The organism is Kitasatospora azatica KCTC 9699, assembly GCF_000744785.1.
In the GTDB taxonomy this organism is placed as follows: Bacteria; Actinomycetota; Actinomycetes; order Streptomycetales; family Streptomycetaceae; genus Kitasatospora; species Kitasatospora azatica.
Map to the genome: position 1 here is coordinate 763,336 of NZ_JQMO01000002.1, position 19,578 is coordinate 782,913.

General features: G+C 71.9%; 11 protein-coding genes and 2 pseudogenes. 6 read left to right on the plus strand and 7 right to left on the minus strand.

Features of this window, described 5'->3' with window-relative positions; translation table 11 throughout:
• The first annotated feature begins 49 nt into the window (after positions 1–49).
• From BR98_RS03765 to BR98_RS03780, 6 genes and pseudogenes are all read left to right on the plus strand, one after another.
• A complete protein-coding gene (locus BR98_RS03765) occupies positions 50–1,711 on the plus strand; it encodes a SulP family inorganic anion transporter (RefSeq protein ID WP_083976340.1) in 1,662 nt (553 codons plus the stop codon).
• A gap of 22 nt (positions 1,712–1,733) precedes the next feature.
• Complete coding sequence (locus BR98_RS37415; protein ID WP_051969269.1) at positions 1,734–2,000, plus strand: ATP-binding protein; 267 nt, start codon at positions 1,734–1,736, stop codon at positions 1,998–2,000.
• On the plus strand, positions 1,994–2,206 hold the full coding sequence (locus BR98_RS37420; protein ID WP_051969270.1) for a hypothetical protein: 213 nt from the start codon (positions 1,994–1,996) through the stop codon (positions 2,204–2,206). The genes BR98_RS37415 and BR98_RS37420 overlap by 7 nt, the downstream gene beginning before the upstream one ends.
• A gap of 24 nt (positions 2,207–2,230) precedes the next feature.
• Entirely contained in the window at positions 2,231–2,410 is a 180-nt protein-coding gene (locus tag BR98_RS03775) for a hypothetical protein (protein WP_035840038.1), read from the plus strand.
• Positions 2,407–2,535 carry a DUF6126 family protein gene (locus BR98_RS40825; RefSeq protein WP_232247226.1) on the plus strand — a complete coding sequence of 43 codons (129 nt, stop codon included), beginning with the start codon at positions 2,407–2,409 and terminating at the stop codon, positions 2,533–2,535. Before BR98_RS03775 ends, BR98_RS40825 begins: the two co-directional genes overlap by 4 nt.
• A 602-nt stretch (positions 2,536–3,137) precedes the next feature.
• Positions 3,138–3,948, plus strand: a pseudogene (locus tag BR98_RS03780) (transposase family protein).
• An 822-nt stretch (positions 3,949–4,770) separates the two neighbouring features.
• On the opposite strand, the gene BR98_RS03785 reads toward BR98_RS03780, so the two are convergent.
• The 7 genes and pseudogenes from BR98_RS03785 to BR98_RS03815 all read right to left on the minus strand — a co-directional run.
• The gene (locus BR98_RS03785; protein ID WP_035840039.1) at positions 4,771–5,553 is read right to left on the minus strand and encodes a glucose 1-dehydrogenase; all 783 of its coding nucleotides are present in this window, start codon (positions 5,551–5,553) and stop codon (positions 4,771–4,773) included.
• An 11-nt stretch (positions 5,554–5,564) separates the two neighbouring features.
• On the minus strand, positions 5,565–6,734 hold the full coding sequence (locus BR98_RS03790; protein WP_232247227.1) for a cytochrome P450 family protein: 1,170 nt from the start codon (positions 6,732–6,734) through the stop codon (positions 5,565–5,567).
• 59 nt (positions 6,735–6,793) lie between these two features.
• Complete coding sequence (locus tag BR98_RS03795) at positions 6,794–8,500, minus strand: 3-hydroxyacyl-CoA dehydrogenase family protein (RefSeq protein WP_232247228.1); 1,707 nt, start codon at positions 8,498–8,500, stop codon at positions 6,794–6,796.
• Positions 8,497–9,873, minus strand: coding sequence for a crotonyl-CoA carboxylase/reductase (gene ccrA / locus BR98_RS03800; protein WP_051969271.1), 1,377 nt, complete (start codon positions 9,871–9,873; stop codon positions 8,497–8,499). The genes BR98_RS03795 and ccrA overlap by 4 nt, the downstream gene beginning before the upstream one ends.
• Before the next feature lie 51 nt (positions 9,874–9,924).
• The gene (locus tag BR98_RS03805) at positions 9,925–10,755 is read right to left on the minus strand and encodes an LLM class F420-dependent oxidoreductase (RefSeq protein WP_035840047.1); all 831 of its coding nucleotides are present in this window, start codon (positions 10,753–10,755) and stop codon (positions 9,925–9,927) included.
• A complete protein-coding gene (locus BR98_RS03810) occupies positions 10,752–12,287 on the minus strand; it encodes a class I adenylate-forming enzyme family protein (protein ID WP_035840049.1) in 1,536 nt (511 codons plus the stop codon). The genes BR98_RS03805 and BR98_RS03810 overlap by 4 nt, the downstream gene beginning before the upstream one ends.
• Before the next feature lie 125 nt (positions 12,288–12,412).
• Positions 12,413–19,546, minus strand: a pseudogene (locus tag BR98_RS03815) (SDR family NAD(P)-dependent oxidoreductase); the annotation flags it as partial.
• Positions 19,547–19,578: the final 32 nt, after the last annotated feature.

A 19,578-nucleotide genomic window follows, 5' to 3' on the forward strand; every position in this document is an offset into this window, starting at 1 on the left:
GGCGGGGCAGCTGCTGGCCGTCCTGCCCAACCGGCAGATCCTCGCCACCATGGGCCGCTCCCCCCGCAAGGACCTGATCGCCGGGCTGACGGTGGCGATCGTCGCACTGCCACTCGCCCTGGGCTTCGGCATCTCCTCCGGCGCGGGCGCCGAGGCGGGAATCGCCACCGCCGTCATCGCAGGCGCGCTGGCCGCCGTCTTCGGCGGCTCCAACCTGCAGGTCTCCGGTCCCACCGGTGCCATGACCGTCGTCCTGGTTCCCATCGTCCACCAGTACGGCACCTCAGGCCTGCTGACGGTCGGTCTGCTGGCCGGCGTCCTGCTGATAGTCCTGGCCCTGGCAAGGGCCGGGCGGTACATGGCCTACGTCCCGCTCCCCGTGGTCGAGGGCTTCACCCTCGGCATCGCCGCCGTGATCGCCCTGCAGCAGGTCCCCGGCGCGCTGGGCGTGAAGACCCCCAAGGGGGACAACCCGGCCCTGGTCGCGGGCAAGGCGGTGGCGGACTTCGCCGCCCACCCGCACTGGGCCGCGATCGCCCTCGCCCTCGCGGTGGCCGCGCTGATGCTCGCCGGGGCCCGTCTCAAGCCCGGCATCCCCTTCTCGCTGATCGCCGTCGTCGCCGCCACACTGGTGGTCAAGGCCGCCGGCCTGCCCGTGGCCACCATCGGCCACCTGCCCGCCGGCCTTCCCGCTCCGTCCCTCGGGTTCTTCACCGCCTCGGCAGTGCCCTCGCTGCTGCCCGCCGCGTTGGCCGTCGCCGCGCTGGCGGCACTGGAGTCGTTGATGTCCGCCTCCGCGGCCGATGCCATGAGCGTCTCCGAGCGGCACGACAGCAACCGGGAACTGTTCGGCCAGGGCCTGGCCAACCTCGCCGCCCCGCTGTTCGGCGGCGTCGCGGCCACCGGCGCCATCGCCCGCACCGCCGTCAACGTCCGCTCCGGCGGAGCATCGCGCCTGGCGTCCCTGGTACACGCCGCAGTCCTCGCGGTCATAGTCTTCGCAGCCGCCCCGCTGGTCGCCGGTATCCCGCTCGCCGCCCTGGCCGGCGTACTGATCGCCACCGCCGTGCGCATGGTCGAGGTCGGCTCCCTGCGCGCCCTGGCCCGCACCGGGCGCGGCGAAGCCGCCGTCATGATCCTGACCGCCGGCGCCACGCTGGCCTTCAACCTGGTCACCGCCGTGATCACCGGCCTGGTCGTCTCGGGTATCCTGGCCCTGCGCTCCGTGGCCAAGGCCGCCCGCCTCGAACAGGTCCCGCTCCACCAGGACCTGCCGCCGGCCGACCACCACGAGGAGGAGCAGGCCCTGCTCGGCGAGCACATCGTCGCCTACCGCATCGACGGCCCGCTGCTGTTCGCCGCCGCCCACCGCTTCCTGCTGGAACTGACCGAGAGCGCCGAGGTGAAGGTCGCGATCCTGCGGATGTCGCGGGTCAGCGCGATCGACGCCAGCGGCGCCCGCGTCCTGGGTGACGCCATCGACAAGCTGCAGCGGCGTGGCACCCTCGTCCTCGTCTCCGGCATCCGCGACGAACACCACCAGCCCCTGGACGCCCTCGGCGTCCTGGACCAGCCCCGCGCCGACGGCCACGTCTTCGCCACCACCCCCGAGGCCATCGCCTACGCCCGCACGCACCTGCACGACAGCGGCGCACTGCCCGCCCAGTCCTCGGCCCACCCGGTTGCCGAGAGCGCCGGAGCCACCCGATGAACACGGACACGGGGAGCCCCTAGTGACCCGACGCTGGCGCCGCCGCCGCCCGGAACCGTCGTACACACCTCACGTTCCCGCCGCCACCCGGCGGGAACGGGAGCACACCCTGGCCCTCGCCACCGCCCCCACATCCATCCCGCTCGCCCGACGCGCCACCCAACTGGCTTTCACCTCTTGGGGCATGCCGCCTCAGGCGACCGCGCTCGGCGCCGCCCTGCTCATCGTCACCGAACTCGTGACCAACGCCGTGCGCCACGCCGCCGAATTCTCCCCTCCACCGTGCTGACGCTGGCCCTGAGCGACGGGCACCTGGACGTCGCCGTCCACGACCGGCACCCCCAGGTGCCGGACCTCGGGACGGAAGGCGGCCTGCGTCTGATCGCCGACCTCGTCCAGGACTTCGACGGCGCGCTCACCATCACCCCCGACGTCCCCGGCCCCGGCAAGACCATCCGCGTCCTGCTCCCGCTGATTCCCGTGCCCGTACCGTAGACCCGGCCCTGACAAGGAGAGCCCGTGCGCTTCGAGATCACCCCCTACGACGACCACGGCAGCGCCACCGCCCCCGACCTCGTCGACCTGCCCACCCTGCGCGACCTGCTCGCCGAGGCCGTCACCACCGGCCAGCGCCTGCACATTCGGCCCCGCCCCCGAACCACTCGCCCCACCTCCCCCGAACAGGAGAACCAACCATGAGCGACGCCACCCGCGACGAGAAGACCAAGCGCAAGGCCATGCTCATCCGGGTCTCCATCTACGTCTTCGCCACCCACTTCTTCGCCGGCTTCGTCATCCTCCTCTTCAGCCTCGGCCACCGCTGACCCGCTGGCAGGGACTCCGCCATGCCAGAATGCCCTCCCAGCAACCAGCCTCCCTCTCAGAGGGTGGGGCCAAGACGCCGCGCGCGGCTGCGAGTACTGCAGTGGCTGGGGCACCGTGCTCACTCGATGACCGGACACTGACACCGCGCCCGATCGGCCAGCGAGGACGCACTCGGCTGGCGGCAAGAACCCGTCCCGAGGCGCCCGCGCCGCCGGCAGTGGCAGCCGTAGCAGCGCGCACACAGCGGTGTGCCGGGAGATGAACACGGACAGGGCTGATAACGCGCGCGCCTGCATGGCCGGCTAACTCCCTCGCCATCGAGCTAATTTGCGACGTCAACGCGGTCCCGGAGCAGGAAGCGAAGGGACTCCGTGCGCCTGCCGAGGTCGACTACGGCAGCGTCCACCCATTCGCTCTACAGCGGCCTCAGCGACGGCTGAGCACTGAAGGTAAGGAGGTTTTCTCAACGAAATGATCTTCGTCGTGTCGAGATGGGAGACGCGGCTTGACCGGCTGGCGTGCCCTGGTTGCGGACAGGCGTGAAGCCCCTGGTAGGACAGGTCTCTCTCACAAGATCGTCCGCTGAACCAGAGGCTTCACGTTGGTCACCTATAGTGCCACGCTCGACGTCCCGCGCCACGTCGTCGAGTTTCTCGCCCGCCACCTGGCCGCTCACCGGCGCCGGATCGGGACCCCGAGAAGGTCCCGCGCGCTGGGGCCGTTCCGTCAGGCGGTGCTGGTGCTGCGCTGGTTCCGCGAGCGCGGCTGCGTGCACTGCCTGGCCCGTGACGCGGGTGTCTCCCAGGCCACCGGCTACCGCTACCTCCACGAGGGCATCGACGTCCTCGCCGAGCAGGCCCCCGATCTGCACGACGTCCTCGCCCGCTGCCGGGGCGCGAGGGCATGACGCACGTGATCCTCGACGGCACGCTGATCGAATCGGACCGCCTCGCTGGCGTCCGCGACAACGGCAACGACCTGTGGTTCAGTCAGAAACACTTGCGTTCGGCGGCAACATTCAGTTCCTCGCCGCGCCGGATGGCACCCCTCTGTGGGTTTCCGAGGTCGAGCCCGGCAGCGTCCCCGACATCACCGCTGCCCGGATCCACGCCCTTCCCGCCCTCTACAAGGCGGCGGCCGACGGCCTGCCCACCCTGGCAGACAAGGGCTACATCGGCGCGGGCATCGGCATCCGCATCCCCGTCCGACGACCAAGAGGCAAGTCCGAACAGGCACTTCACGTCGACACCCGCATGTTCAACACCCTGCTGCAACACGTGCGGGCCCTGGGCGAGCGGACCGCCGCCGAGCTCAAACAGCGGTGGCGCGCCCTGCAGCACGTCACGCTCAGCCCCAGCCGGATCGGCGACATCGCCCGCGCCGCCCTCGCCCTCAGCGGAATCTGGAAGTGATCACCGTTGAGAAAACCTCACTGAGGAGATGACGTCCATACAGCCCTGGCGGGGTGGCCGGTTGGAGAGCATGGGTCGTTCGCTGGGCCACCCAGCTCGTCCATCTGCAGCTCCCGTCGGGCCCAGGCGGCCGGGGGAGCCGTGATCAGGCCGGCTTGCGTGGGCGGTGTCGGGCGGAGCCGCCCGGTTTCATCAATCACGGCGCCTTCGACGTCTACGCCCCCGGGTGCGGTGCGACCTCGGTCGACCTGCCGGTCATCGGCGAGACCGGCGGTGGGTGCCGTGCTCAGGCTGGTCCAATGGGAACCCCGGGGCTCCTGGTTCCAGCCCCCGGGGTCCCGCTGAGCGCGGTGCACCCGGCCGGAGCGCCGTAGCCAGGGGGCATGGCCTGGAGCGGCGCTTGATGGCCTTCGCCGTCTGCTCCGGCTGGCGCCCGCTCTGCGTTCGTGGACGAACCGGTTGCCGTGAGACGATCGACTAGTGCCGCGTCAGGCAACCTTTGCCCGTCAAGGAGCGGCGTCCGGTGCGTGCTCTCGGCGTGCCGGCCGGAAGTCCTCGTACTGGACGTACTTGGGCTTTCGGCCGGTGCGGCGAGAGTGCGTGCCGGGCGTCGCGACGGGGCGAAGGTTGCCTGACACGGCACTAGCACGTCCCGGCCCCGGAAATCCTCGTACGGATCCGGGGCGGGCGGGCATCCGCAGGCGATTGCTGTTGAGTCGGTCAGGATCCGCTCGACGCGGTCGATGGCGGAGGCCGCGCGGAGGGCGGCGGCCCGGAGTCGGACGCGAGTGGGTCGCGGCCCGCGTGGCTGCCCCGTCGCCCTCATGCCCGCTCGGAGCGGCCGCCGTCAATCGTCACCACCGTGGCGTTGATGTACGACGCCTCGTCGGAGAGGAGGAAGGCGGCCAGGGCGGCGACCTCGTCGGGGCGGCCGAACCGTTGCACCGGAATCCTGTCGAGGGCCTTGTCGATCTCCTCCGGGGCGTGCCGGCGAAGCGCGCCCAGGTGGTCCTCCAGCATCGGGGTCAGGATGGTCCCGGGGGCTATGGCGTTGACGGTGACGCCGTACCGGCCGTACTCCACGCCGGCGTTACGCGTCAGACCGACCACGCCGTGCTTGGCGGCGTGGTAGTCGGATCCCAGGCCGTTGGCGCGGATACCGAAGAGCGACGCGGTGTTGAGCACCCGTCCGTGACCCTGTTCGCGCATGAACTTCAGCACGTGCTTCAGGCCGAGGAACACGCCGGCGAGGTTGATCGCGACGGTCCGGGCGAAGTCCTCGTGGCCGATGTCCTCGGTGCGCCGTTGCGTCGGCTCGACTCCCGCGTTGTTGAAGAAACAGTCGATCCGGCCGTGGTGCTCGACGGTACGTGCCACGTACCGTGCCACGTCCGCCTCCTGGCTGACGTCCGCCACGACCGTCCGTACCTCCGTGCCGGGCACGGCCTCTCCCAACTCCACCACGGAGTCGGCCAGGCCCCGCTCGTTGATGTCGACCAGGACCAGCCGGGCGCCCTCGGTCGCGAGCCGGACCGCGGTGGCGCGGCCGAGTCCGGAGCCGCCGCCGGTGATCAGGGCGACCTTGTCGGTGAACCTTTGCTGCACGCCGCTCTCCCTCACGCCGTCCGGACGGGCAGTGACCGCAGCCCGTGGTGGAGCGCGCTGGGGCGCCATTGCAGTTCCTCGGGGTCGACCGCGAGCGTCAGCGACGGGAAGTGCGCGAGCAGCCGCCGGAAAGCGATCTCCCCCTCGGCCCTCGCCAAGGGTGCGCCGATGCAGTGGTGGATGCCGTGACCGAACGCCAGATGCCCCTGCGCGGTGCGGGTGACGTCCAGGCGGTCGGGGTCGGGGAAGCGGGCCGCGTCCCGGTTGGCCGAGGTGAGCGCGATGAACACGAACTCGCCGGCTGGGATGGTGACTTCGCCAACGGGTACCGGTTCGACGGTGCGCCGCCAGTGGCTGATGTTGGCCGGGCCGTCGTAGCGCAGGAACTCCTCGACGGCGCCTGGCAGCAATGCCGGATCGTCCCGTACGGCGGCCAGTTGGTCCGGGTTGCGCAGCAGCGCCAGCGTGCCGTTGCCGAGGAGATTGACCGTGGTGTCGAACCCGCCGACGAACAGCAGTACGGCGAAGGAGACGATCTCGTCGTCGGACAGCCGGTCCGAGCCGTCGGCCGCGAGGATCAGCGAGCTGAGCAGATCGTCCCCGAGGTCGGCTCGCTTGGCCATGACGATGTCGCTCACGAGCGTGAACAGTGCGTTCGACGCCTCCTGTGCGGCCTGCCGGTCGCTGTCGGAGGTCAACACGGCGGTCCCGGCCGAGAAGTCCGCCCGGCAGCGCTCCGGTACGCCGAGCAGTTCGAAGATGACCGTGCTGACCAGGGGGGCCGCCAAGTCGGCGATCACATCGAACTCGGCGCGGCCCTCCAGCGACCCCAGCACCTCGTCCGCGATCTCCTCGATCCTCGGACGCAACCCGGTCACCTGCCGCACCGTGAACGCCTTCGCCACCAGCCCCCGAAGCCGCGTGTGATCCGGCGGATCCATGTTCACCATCGACCGGTTGACCACATGCGAGTAGTCCCGCTGCCGGCTCATGTCACTCTGATGCCGCTCGAACAACTTCCCCGCGTCCGCCACGTTCTTGCTCAACCGCGCGTCCGCCAGCAACGCGCGTCCCTCCTCCCAACGGGTCACCCACCACACCTTCAACCCCGTCGGCATCACCACCTCGTGCACCGCGCCCAGGTCCCGCAACCGCGCGTTGACCCCATGCGGATCCCGCACGAACTCCGCACCCAGCACCACGGGCCCACCCACCGACGCCCCCGCGTCCTGAACGGCATTCACTGTGATCTCAGTCCCTTCCGGTTCTTACGTCCCAGCCAGCCGGCCGCGACCAGTTGTTCGAGCACGTGAGACGGCATGAAGTCCGGCTCCCCGAACGCCTTGTACAACTCGCCCTGAATGGCCAGTGAGACGTCCAGTCCGATCGCGTCCAGCAGGGCGAACGGGCCCATGGGATGGCCGAAGCCCCGCTCGATCGCCGTGTCGACCCCTACGATGTCCATGTCGTACCGGTCCAGCAGGTTCAGGGCGCGCCCCAGGTAGGGGAACAGCAGGTAGTTGACGATGAAGCCGACGCGGTCCCGGCAGTGCACCGTCGTCCGGCCGAGCCGCTCGCACACGGCCTGCGCGGTGGCGGCGGCCTCGTCGCTCGTGGCGTCGGTGCGGACGAGCTCCACCAGCCGCATCGCCGGGGCGGGGTTGAAGAAGTGCATTCCCAGCACGCGGGAGGGGCGTCCGGAGGCCTCGGCACACGCGGTGACCGAGAGGCTGGACGTCGTGGTCGCCAGCAGCGCACCCGGCTCGCACACCGCACCGAGCTGGGCGAACAGCGCGCGTTTGACGTCGAGGTCCTCCGCCACCGCCTCGATCACCAGATCGCAGTCGCCCAGCGCACCCACGTCGTCGGCACCGACCAGCAGATCCAGCGCGGCGGCTTTCGCCTGCGGCGTGATCCTGCCCCGGCGGACGGCCCGCACGAGTGACTCGCCGATCCCCGCCACGGCCTGGGAGGCCTTGTCCGCGTCGCGCGCGACCAGCACCGTCGGGAAGCCCGCCCCGGCCGTGACCTCGGCGATACCGCGGGCCATGGTCCCTGAGCCCACCACGCCGACGCGACGGACGTCGGCCGGTGCTGCGGGGAGACCGGCGGGGCGGTGGGGCTCGGTCGGCCGGCCGGCGTCGTCGTACGCGTAGAAGCCGTTTCCGCTCTTCCGGCCGAGGCTCCCTTGGCGCACCAGCCGGGTCAGCACTGGTGCGGGTGCGAAAGAGTCGTCACCGGTGCGGGTCCACAGGCTGGTGAGGACGGACAGCGCCGTGTCGAGACCGATGCGGTCGAGCAGTTCCAGTGGCCCGAACGGCAGGCCGCAGCCCATGCGCATGGCGGTGTCGATGGCGTCCCGGTCCGCCTCGCCCCGCTCGTACAGGGTCATGGCTCGGTTGAGGTACGCGTACACCAAGTCGGTGGCGTCGGCCCCGCACCGGGAGTTCACGGCCACAGGCGTCAGACCGAGCCGGGCGACCAGCTCGTCGACGGCGACGGCGGTGTCCGGTGAGGTCATGGGCGTGCGTAGGACCTGCACCGGCCCCTGGGGCCCGGGCGGGATCAGGAAGCGCAGCCCCATCGTGTCCGCGGGGCGGCCGGAGGCGACCGCCAGCCGGGGCAGCGGCAGCGAGGACGTGGTGGTGACCACGGGGGTGCCGTCGGCGCAGAGGGTGTGCAGCCGGTGCAGCACCTCGCTCTTCACGGCCTCGTCCTCGCTCGCAGCCTCGATGACCAGGTCGGCCCTGCTCAGCTGGGCGATCTCCGCGGTGAGGTGAACGGGGGCGGAACCGTCGGCCGTGGGACCTCCGTTCAGCCGGGCGAGGGCCGCGGGGTCGGAGTCGACTCCGATCACCTCGTGCCCGGTTTCCCGCAGCAGGTCCAGCAGCGCCCGGCCCATGGTGCCCAGGCCGACGATCCCGACCACGGGCTTGTGCGGTGTCACGACCAAGGTGTCTCCTCCTCCGGCCGGGAGGCGACAGCCGTCTCCCGGAAGCGGTTGATGGCGTCGATGTGCTGGGCACGCTTGTCGTGGTCGCGGACTCCGAGGCCTTCTTCGGGGGCCAGGCACAGGACGCCGACCTTGCCCTGGTGGAGGTTGCGGTGCACGTCGTGGGCGGCCTGCCCGGTCTCTTCCAGGGAGTAGACCTTCGACAGCGTCGGGTGGATCTTGCCCTTGGCGACCAGGCGGTTGGCTTCCCAGGCCTCGCGGTAGTTGGCGAAGTGCGAGCCGATGATCCGCTTCAGCGACATCCACAGGTAGCGGTTGTCGTACTCGTGGGTGTAGCCGGAGGTGGAGGCGCAGGTGACGATGGTGCCGCCCTTGCGGGTGACGTAGACCGAGGCGCCGAAGGTCTCGCGGCCGGGGTGCTCGAAGACGATGTCGACGTCCTCGCCGCCGGTCAGCTCACGGATGCGCTTGCCGAAGCGCTTCCACTCATGCGGATCCTGGTGGTGCTCGTCCTTCCAGAACTTGTAGTCCTCGGCGGTGCGGTCGATGATCGCCTCGGCGCCCATGGCCCGGCAGATGCCGGCCTTCTGCTCGCTGGAGACGACACAGATCGGGTTGGCGCCCCCGGCGAGGGCGAACTGGGTGGCGTACGAGCCCAGGCCGCCGGAGGCGCCCCAGATCAGCACGTTGTCGCCCTGCTTCATCCCGGCGCCGTTGCGGGAGACCAGCTGGCGGTAGGCGGTGGAGTTCACCAGTCCCGGGGCGGCGGCCTCCTCCCAGCTGAGATGGTCCGGCTTGGGCATCAGCTGGTTGGACTTCACCAGCGCGATCTCCGCGAGGCCGCCGAAATTGGTCTCGAAGCCCCAGATCCGCTGCTCGGGATCGAGCATCGTGTCGTTGTGGCCGTCGGACGACTCCAACTCCACGGAGAGGCAGTGCGCGACGACCTCGTCACCGGGCTTCCAGGCGTTGACCCCCGGGCCGGTGCGCAGGACCACACCCGCGAGGTCGGAGCCGATGATGTGGTACGGCAGGTCATGGCGCTTGGTCAGCTCGGACAGCCTGCCGTAGCGCTCCAGGAAAGCGAACGTCGGCAGTGGCTCGAAGATGGCCGACCAGACAGTGTTGTAGTTCACGGACGACGCCATGACGGCCACCACCACCTCGCCCGGACCAAGTTCGGGCACCGGCACCTCGTCCACGTGCAGCGACTTGCGTGGGTCCTTGTCCGCCGAGGCCATTCCCTCGAAGAGGCCGACCTCTTCCTTGCGGAGGACCACGGCGCGACAGGACTCCGGGATGGCCAGACCGGCGACATCGGCGCTGGTCGCGTCGCCGGAGAGGACGGCGCCGACGATGTCCTTCATGGGGTTTTCTCCTTTTCCTGTCGATGGACTCTCGTTGTGTTGCCGGTCCGGTCAGCGCAGGCGGTCACCGAGTTGCAGGGCGATCCGGTCGACGGTCCTGGTCATGCGGGCCGTGTCGAGGGGTCTGACCCAGAACAGGACGCGGTCGACGCCGGCGGCCGCATAGCTGTCGGCGTCACGGAGTTCGCCGCCGAATAGGGTGACCGGAAGGGGCTGGTCGCTGCCCGGCCTGCGGGCGGTCTTCTTGAACTCGGCGATGTGGTCGAGGACTCCGGGGCGGAGCATCGGGATCCACTCGTCGCCGTAGGCGAGGACGCGTTCGGCGACCCGAGGGCCGTTGCCGGCCACCAGGATCGGCGGGTGGGGCCGTTGGACGGGTTTGGGCCAGGAGGTGATGTCGTCGAAGTCGACGAAGTCGCCGTGGTAGGAGGCGATGTCGTGGGTCCAGATCCGTCGCATGGCCTCGACCCGCTCCCGCATGACGCGCCAGCGGTCGTCGGGGTCGGTGCCGTGGTTGCGCAGTTCCTGTTTGATCCAGCCGGGTCCCACCCCCAGGTTCATGCGGCCGCCGGAGAGGACGTCCACGGACGCCACTTGCTTCGCGGTGATGATGGGGTCGCGTTCCGGGACCAGCAGGATGCCGGTGCCGATCCGCAGGGTCGTGGTGGCCTGCGCCACTGCGCCCAGGGCGACCAGCGCGTCCATGCCCTTCCTGAACTCCGGCGCTAGACCGGCGACGTCGTCCCCTTCGGGCGTGACGGCCGGGATATGGGTGTGGTCGGGCAGGAACAGGGACTCGAAGCCTCGGTCCTCCAGCAGGGCGCCGAACTCTCCGGGTGAAATGGCGTCCTGGGTAGGGAACATGACGAAGCCGAACTTCACGACGCGCTCCCCTGGGCCGCCGTGCGGGACGCGTCTTCCCGGGCCGCCAGGTAGTCCGCCGTGAGCCGCTGGCGGCCCAGTTTCCCGGTGGGCAGGACGGGGAGCCTGTCCACCGGGATGATCTCGCTGGGGTGCTTGTACGCGCCGATACGGCCGGACAGGTGCTTCAGCAGCTCCGGCAGGTAGACCTCGCGCCCCGGTTCGGGTTCGATCAGGGCGACGACGCGTTCGCCGGTGGTGGCGTCGGGCACGCCGAAGACGATCGCAGCCGCCACGTCCGGGTGTCCGGACAGTTCCCGTTCGACCTCCAGCGGCGCGATCGGATAGCCCTCGACCATGATCAGGTCCTTCTTCCGGCCGATGAACAGCAGGCAGCCGTCCGGTCGTTGCCGCACAAGGTCCCCGCTGGCGAGCCACTGCTCGCGGTCGAAGGGGTCCACTCCCGTCCCGTTCCAGGACCCGACGGGCCTGGAGGGGGTGCGGATCAGGAGCTCACCGGCTTCGCCCGGCTCGGCGTCGACCCTGATCTCCACGCCAGGCAGCGGCCATCCGATGGACGGCTCGTCGACGGCGTCGATCCGGGGCTGCTCGATCACGGGGGCGGCGGTCTCGGTCATGCCGTAGACGCCCGTCAGAGAGGACTTGAAGGTCTCGGCGAACTCCCGGCTGAGCTCGATCGGGCACGCGTCGCCCCCGGTGACGCAGCGCGTGTCCGTGAGATCGGGTGCCGGTTCGGCGGCGGCGCGGGCCTCGGCGAGGAGCGCGCGGTAGGTGGTCGGCGCACCGCCGATCCAGCCGAACCGGTGGGCGCGCAGCATCCGTAGGACGACGTCCGGCTCGTTGGTCGCGGCCAGGGCCAGCGGGGAGCCGCGTCGGAGCGAGGTGAGCAGGACGAGGACGCCCCACGGGTTGACCAGGTTGATCATGTAATACGTGGCGTCGGCGCGACCGACGCCCTGGGCCTGCGTCAAACCGAGGCCGGCGTCGAGCGTCGTGTGGGAGAGCACCAGGCTCTTGGGGCGTCCCGTCGTACCCGAGGTGTAGAAGATAGCCGCGAGGTCGTCCGCGTCGACCTCGTCGGTGTCGGCCGGGGCATCGGCGAGGACGTCGTTCCACGGGCGCGTCGTCGCGGTCGTGGCGGAGGCGTCCAGGATCCACGCCCGCTCGACGGCGGCCGTCTTCTCGGTGACGTCGGAGCACGGCCCGTGCACCGCGGCCTCGCCGAAGTAGAACCGGGGCGCGCTGTCGGTGATCAGCTGCTCCACCTCGCCGGCCGACATCTTGTGGCTGACCGGCACGATCACGGCTCCCACACGCAGACAGGCGTAGTAGACCGCGACCAGCTCGTACCGGTTGGTCAGGTGCACCGCGGCCCGGTCCCCCGTACGCACCCCCGCCGATAGCAGGCCACCGGCGATCCGGTCGGCGAGGCCGAGGACGGTCGCGTACGACACCGCGCCGTCAAGCGTGACCAGCGCGGGCGCGTCCGGCTGTCGTAGCGCGACCTGCTGGAAGTCCGAGAAGACTGACATGAGTACCTCCGGTGGGATCGCCTTGCGGGGCATCGGGGGGCGTCGGGCGCTGGTGGTTCGCGACGGCGGTCGGTGTGTGCGGGGGGGCTGGGGCGGCCGGCTGTGATGCGGGCGGGCGGGTGGGGTCAGCTGATCTCGCCGGCCGTGGTGTGGGCGTCGAGCAGCCCGGTGAGGGTGTCGGCGGTCCGCATGACGTAGTCGGTGAGCAGGGTGAAGTGGCTGCCGGGTGTGGTGGTGCGGGCCGTGAGGTCCGGCCAGTCCCCGGCCCAGCCCTGCTCAGGGGCGGAGGGCACCTGCTCGGCGGCCTCGACGAGCAGGACGGGGGCGGTGAGTCCGGTTGGCCGCCATCCGCGGCCGAAGAGGTCGAGATACCAGCCCATGGCGGTGAGTCCGGTGTCGTCGTAGGTCCAGAACTCGCCCTGCGACGCCAGCCACTCCTGGAGGATGTCGGCCGACGCCGCCTCGGGGAGGGCGCCGGGCGACAGGCTGTCGAGCAGTACCACGGCCTCGGGACGGGTGCCCAGCGTCTGAAGGCGCTGGGCCGTCGCGTGGGCGGCGAAGCCGCCGGTGGAGAACCCGACCAGGGTGAACGGCTCGCCCTCGGCGCAGGTCTGGACGGCGGCGGCCAGTGCCTCGGCCACGGCGTCGACGGACGCGGGCAGTTGCTCGCCGTCGCGGTACCCCGGCAGCGGTACGGCCGCCACGTCGTACCGCCCGTCGAGCGCGACGGCCAGCCGCTGGTAGGTGAGGTTCGCCGCGCCCGGGATGAACGGCTCCACGCAGATCAGTGCCGGCCGTCCCGCCCGGCGCAGCCAGGTCGCGGCAGGTGTGTGTTCCTGCTTCGGGGGGTGGGAGAACGTGGGGCGCAGCCGTGCGGCCGCCGCCAGGATCCCGATGCCGTCGTGGGTACGGCCCAGGGAGACCGCCTGCCTCAGCAGCGTGCCGAGGCTTCCGGCGGTGCCGTCGTGGTGGGCGGCCGGAGGCGCCGCGGCGGCGCGGGGTTCGGTGGCGTCGGCCAGCCGGTCGTGGAGGTGGGCCGCGAGAGCGACGGGGGTCGGGTGGTCGAAGACGACGGTCGCCGGCAGGGGGAGCCCGGTCGACGCGGTGAGCCGGTTACGTGCTTCCACGGCGGTCATGGAGTCGAAGCCCAGGTCCCTGAAGGCCGTGTCGGCCGGGATGGCCGTGGGGTCCGGGTGGCTCAGGACGGCGCCGGTGTGGCGGGTGACCAGGTCGAGCAGGAATTGCCGGCGTTCCGACTCCGGCAGTGCCGCGAACCGGTCGGCCACCCCGGCGGTGGCCGACGGCCGTGCCGGGGCGGGTGCGAGGCCCGACAGCAGCGGTGTGGGGTGCTGCGCCTGTAGCGAGTTCAGGTCCAGGCGTGCCGGCACGAGCAGCGGATGGTGGCTGTCGGGCCCGGTGCCGAGGGCGGCGTCGAGCCGCGCCAGTCCTTCTGCGGCGGACATCGGCACGATCCCGGAGCCCAGGAGTTGCCGGATCCCTTCGGCGCCGAGTTCCTCCCCCATTGCCGACCTCTCCTCCCACATGCCCCAGGCCAGGGCGGTTGCCGGCAGCCCGTGGCGGCGGCGGTGGTGGGCGAGGGCGTCGACGAAGGTGTGGGCGGCGGCGTAGTTGCCCTGCCCGGCGAGCCCGAACACGCCCGCCGCCGAGGAGTACAGGACGAACTCGGCGAGGTCGAGGTGCTCGGTGAGCCGGTGCAGATGCCAGGCCGCGTCGGCCTTGGGCCGCAGGACGCTGTCCATCTGGTCGGAGGTCAGTCCCCGGACGGTCGCGGGGTCCACCGTGCCGGCGGCGTGGACGACGGCCGTGAGGGGGTGGTCGGCCGGGACGGTGTCCAGGAGGGCTGCCAGGGCATCGGGGTCGGCGGTGTCGCAGGCGGCGAGGGTGACGTGCGCGCCGAGTCCGGTCAGTTCGGCGCGCAGGCTCTCGGCGCCAGGGGCGTCCGGTCCGCGCCTGCCGACGAGCAGCAGGTGCAGGACGTGGTGCCGTGTGACGAGGTGGCGGGCGGCCAGGGAGCCGAGGGTTCCAGTGCCTCCGGTGACGAGGACTGTGCCGTTGGGGTCGAGGGGTCGCGGGACGGTGAGGACGATCTTTCCGGTGTGGGCCGCGTCCCGCATGAGCCGGATCGCCCGGGGAGCGTGGCGGACGTCGAGGGCGGTGACGGGCAGGGGTTGGAGGGTGCCGTCGTCGAAGAGTCCGCTGAGGCGGGCGAAGGTACACGCGACGCGGTCGGGACGCGTGTCGAGTCCGTACGGCAGGTAACGCCTGCCGGGGTGGTCCAGGGCGGTCTGCAGGGGGTCGCGCGGGTCGGTCTTGCCGATGTCGACGAGGCGTCCCCCTGGGGCGAGCAGGCGTAGGGAGGCGTCGGTCAGCTCGCCGCTGAGGCTGTGCAGGATGACGTCGATCCCACGGCCCGCCGTCATGGTGCGGAACCGCTGCTCGAAGCCGGAGTCCCGGGAGGAGGCGATATGGGAGTCGTCGAGGCCGAGGGCGCGCAGGGTGGCGTATTTCGTGGGGTGGGCGGTGGCGTAGACGTCCGCGCCGAGGTGGCGGGCGATCTGGAGGGCGGCCATGCCGACTCCGCCGGCGCCCGCGTGCACCAGTACCGTCTCGCCGGGGCGCACACCGGCGATGTTGACGAGGCTCTGCCAGGCGGTGAGGAAGGCGGTGGGCACGGTGGCGGCCTGCGCGAACGTCCAACCGCGCGGAATGCGGACGAGGTTGCGGTGGTCGGTGACCGCCAGCGGGCCCATCGCTCCCTGCCAGGCAAGCCCCAGCACCCGGTCTCCGGGCCGCAGTCCCTCCACGCCGGGGCCGCACTCGACCACCACTGCTGCCAACTCGCTGCCGAGCCGCCCGGGTTCGGGATACGTGCCGAGCGTGAGGAGCACGTCGCGGAAGCTGACGCCGGCGGCGCGGACGGCGACGCGGACCTGTCCCCCCGCGAGGGGGGCCTCGGCGTCGGGGCAGGCGGCGAGGACGAGGTCGTCCGGGCTGCCGGTGGACGGTTCGCGCAGGGTCAGCCGCCAGGCCGCTTGGCCGTCCGGCACGGTCAGGGTGTCGTCGGTAGCAGTCCTGGTCAGCCGGGGCACGCGCAACCGGCCGTGCCGCAGGGCCAGTTGCGGTTCGCCGTCGGCGAGTGCGGTGGCGAGCGCCGTGGGCAGGTACTGCCAGGAGGCCTCGTGGTCGTCGATGTCGAGCAGGACGAACCGGCCGGGATGTTCGGACTGGGCGGTCCGCAGCAGCCCCCACGCGGGCGCCTGGGCGAGGTCGGAGACGTCCTCCCCCGCCTCGGTCGCCACCGCGCCGTGGGTGAGCACCACCAGGGGCCGGTCCCGGGTCCGTTCGTCGGCCAGCCAATCCTGTACGGCGGTGAGGAGCCCCCGGGCCGAACGGTGTGCGGAGTTCGCGACGTCCGCAACGGGGTGCCCGGCGCACACCAGGACCGCCACGTCACCGTGCGGCCGGGTGGCCAGGGCGTCGACGGCGGGACCGATGCCGGTGTGGCGACGGTCCGCCCGCAGGTCGTGCGGAAGCCGGGCCGGGCCGTCCTCGGGGAGGATCCAGCGGACGTCGCGGGACGGCGGGTCCGCGGCCGGGGACAACTCGCGCCATTCCAGGAGGTACGGCGCCTGGCGACGGGAGTGGGCCCGCCCGACGGTCTCCGCCGTGAAGGGCCGTAGCGTCAGCGAGTCGATCACGGCGACGGGCCGGCCCGTGCCGTCGGCCAGCCGGAGCGTGTGTTCGCTGTGCCCGGCCGGGGAGATGGCGCGTGTCGTGGTCGACAGGTGGGCGCGCACGACGGTGGCGCCCTGTGTAAAGATCCGCATGCCGGCGATGGCGAAGGGCATGCGGGCCGGTTGCCCGCCCGTGGTGTCCGCCACCGCCTCCACGAGGCAGGCCTGTAGCCCCGCGTCCAGCAGTGCGGGGTGCACGGCGAATCCCGGGTCGGCGGCGTCCTCGGGCAGGTGGGCCTCGATGTAGGTGTCGTCGCCGCGCCGCCACGCGCCCGTGAGGAGCCGGAAGGTGGGGCCGAAGTCGACGCCCTGCTCGGCGAGGCGCTCGTAGAGCGGGTCGAGGTCGACGGGCCGCGCGCCGGGGGGTGGCCATGCCGTCAGGTCGGGCCATGCGGGCACGGTGTCCTCGTGCGGAACGAGCGTGCCGCTGGCGTAGTGGGTCCAGCCGGTCTCCGTGACAAGCGCGTCGGTGTCGTCGGAGGGGATCCGGAAGTGGAGGTCGGCGGGGCGCCGCCCGTCGGCCGTGGCCGCCTTGACACGCAGTTGGAGATCGACGGAGGTGTTCTCCGGCAGGATCAGCGGGGTGTACAGGGTGAGTTCGTCGAGACGGCCGCAGCCGAGCTGGGACCCGGCGTGCAGGATCAGTTCGGCGGTGCCCGCGCCGGCCGCGACCGGGGTGCCGCCCACCGCGTGGTCGCGCAGCCACGGGTGGGTCCGCACGGACAGGCCGCCGGTGAACAACCAGCCCTCGCCGTCGGCGAGTACGGCCTTGGCGTCCAGGAAGGGGTGCGTCACCGGGCTCAGTCCCCCGCCCGTGCTCAGCTGCCGTGGCGGTGGGGTGTGCAGCCAGTAGGGGCGGCGCTGGAACGGATAGGTGGGCAGTTCCACGCGGTCGGCGTGGGCGAGGAGCCGCGTCCAGTCAACCGGCGCTCCTCCGACGTGCAGACGGGCCAGCGCGGCGGTCAGGACGCGCGGCTCGTCACGTTCCCTGCGCAGGGTGGGGATCCACGCGGCCGCGGACGTGCCGGCCCCGTCCGCAGTGCCGGGGCCGGCCTGGCCAAGCGCGGTCAGTACGGCGTCCGGGCCGATTTCCAGGAACGTGGTGATGCCCTGGTCCCGCAGCCGGGCGACGGCGTCGGCGAAGCGCACCGCACCGCGTGCCTGCCGGGCCCAGTACTCCGGCGAGCAGGCCTCCTCCGCGGACAGGACGGCACCGGTGAGCGTGGAGACGACGGGCACGGCGGGCGGACGGAGGTCGAGTCCGGCCGCCACGCTGGTGAGTTCGTCGAGGACGGGGTCGATGTGCGGGGAGTGGAACGCGTGGCTGACGCGCAGCCGGTGGATGCGGCGTCCGCGCTCTCGCCACTCCTCGGCGATGCGTACGACGGTGTCGTGGTCGCCCGAGATCACCGTGGAGGTCGGCGCGTTGACCGCGGCGACGGACACTTGGTCCTCGCGGCCGCGGAGCGTGACCAGGACCTCCTCCTCGGAGGCGGACACGGCGATCATCGCCCCCGTGGCGGGCAGCGACCCCATGAGCCGGCCGCGCGCGGCCACCAGCGTGGCCGCGTCCGCGAGGGACAGCACCCCGGCGACATGGGCGGCGGCGATCTCGCCGACGGAGTGTCCGGCCACGAAGTCGGGGAGGGGCCCGAGGTGTTCGACGGTCCGGTACAGCGCGACTTCCAGGGCGAAGAGGGCGGCTTGGGTGAAGTCCGTACGGTCCAGCAGCCCGGCCTCGTCCGTGTCCGGCCCGGCGAACATCACGTCTTTCAGCGAGCGTGGCAGATGCGGGTCGAGGTGGGCGCACGCCTCGTCCAGGGCCTGGGCGAACACCGGGGAGTGCGTGTGCAGGGCGCGGCCCATGCCGGGCCACTGGGAGCCCTGGCCGGAGAACAGGAACGCGGTCCTGCCCGCCGGGCCGCGCACCCCTTGGACGAGGCCCGCCCCGGCGGAGTCGTTGGCGAGGGCATCGAGGCCGGCGAGCAGGCCGTTGCGGTCCGTGCCGGTGAGGACGGCCCGTTGGGCGAGGTGAGCCCGGGTGGTCGCCAGGGAGTGGCCGACGGCGGCGAGGTCGGTCTCCGGCGCGTCCGTCAGGAGTCGGGAGAGCTGGGCCGCCTGGGCGCGCAGTGCGCCGGGCGAGGCGGCGGAGACCGGCCAGACGAACCCGGGCACGGTCAGCGCCGGCGGCCGGTCCGGATCCTCCGGTGGGGCGGCCGGCGGCGGGGCCTGCTCCAGGACGAGGTGGGCGTTGGTGCCGGAGATACCGAACGAGGACACCGCCGCGCGGCGGGGCCGCCCGGTGTCCGGCCAGGAGCGCTGTTCGGTGAGCAGCCGCACCGACCCCCTGGACCAGTCCACCCTGGAGGAGCGGGTGTCGGCGTGCAGGGTCCGGGGCAGCTGGCCGTGGCGCAGCGCCATGACCGTCTTGATGATCCCGGCGACCCCGGCCGCCGTCTGGGTGTGGCCGATGTTGGACTTCAGCGAGCCCAGCCAAAGCGGCAGGTCCGCGGGGCGGTCCTTGCCGTAGGTGTTGATCAGGGCGTTCGCTTCGATGGGGTCGCCCAGTGCGGTGCCGGTGCCGTGCGCCTCCACCATGTCCACGTCGGACGGGGTCAGGCCCGCGTTGGCCAGCGCCTGGCGGATGACCTGTTCCTGGGCGGGGCCGCTGGGCGCGGTCAGCCCGTTGCTGGCGCCGTCCTGGTTGAGGGCGCTGCCCCGGATGACCGCCAGCACCGGATGACCGGCCCGGAGCGCGTCGGAGAGCCGCTCCAGCAGGAGCAGGCCTACGCCCTCGGAGAACCCGGTGCCGTCCGCGCCGTCGCCGAACGCCTTGCACCGCCCGTCCGCGGCCAGCCCGCCCTGCCTGGTGAACTCGACGAACACCTCCGGGGTAGCCATGACCGTCGCACCGCCGGCGATGGCGAGCGAGCACTCGTGGGCACGCAGCGACTGGCAGGCCAGGTGCACGGCGGACAGCGAGGAGGAGCACGCGGTGTCCACCGTGACCGCCGGGCCGTTCAGGCCGAGCGTGTAGGCGATCCGGCCGGAGGCGATGCTGGGCAGGCCGCCCTGAAGGCGGTACCCGTCCGCGGCGGGGGCGGGCCGGTCGATGGGGGGCAGGTAGGCCTGATGGGTGACGCCGACGAAGGTGCCCGTCCGGGTGCCGCGCAGGGAGGTCGGGGCGATGCCGGCGCGCTCCGCCAGCTCCCAGGCGGTCTCCAGCAGCAGCCTCTGCTGGGGTTCCATCGCCAGCGCCTCGCGGTCGGATATCCCGAAGAGTCCGGCGTCGAAGCCGATGGCGTCCTTCAGGAAGCCGGCCCGCCGGGGCCGCTCGGCAACGTAGCCGAACAGGCCGTCGAGGTCCCAGCCCCGGTCGGTGGGGAACTCCCCCAGTGCCTCCCCGCCGTCGGCGACCAGCTGCCACAACTGCTCGGGGGACCGGACTCCACCGGGCAGTCGGCACCCCATCGCGACCACGGCGATCGGTTCCCGTGCGGCGCCGAGCAGCTTCTGGTTCGTCCGCCTCAACTGCT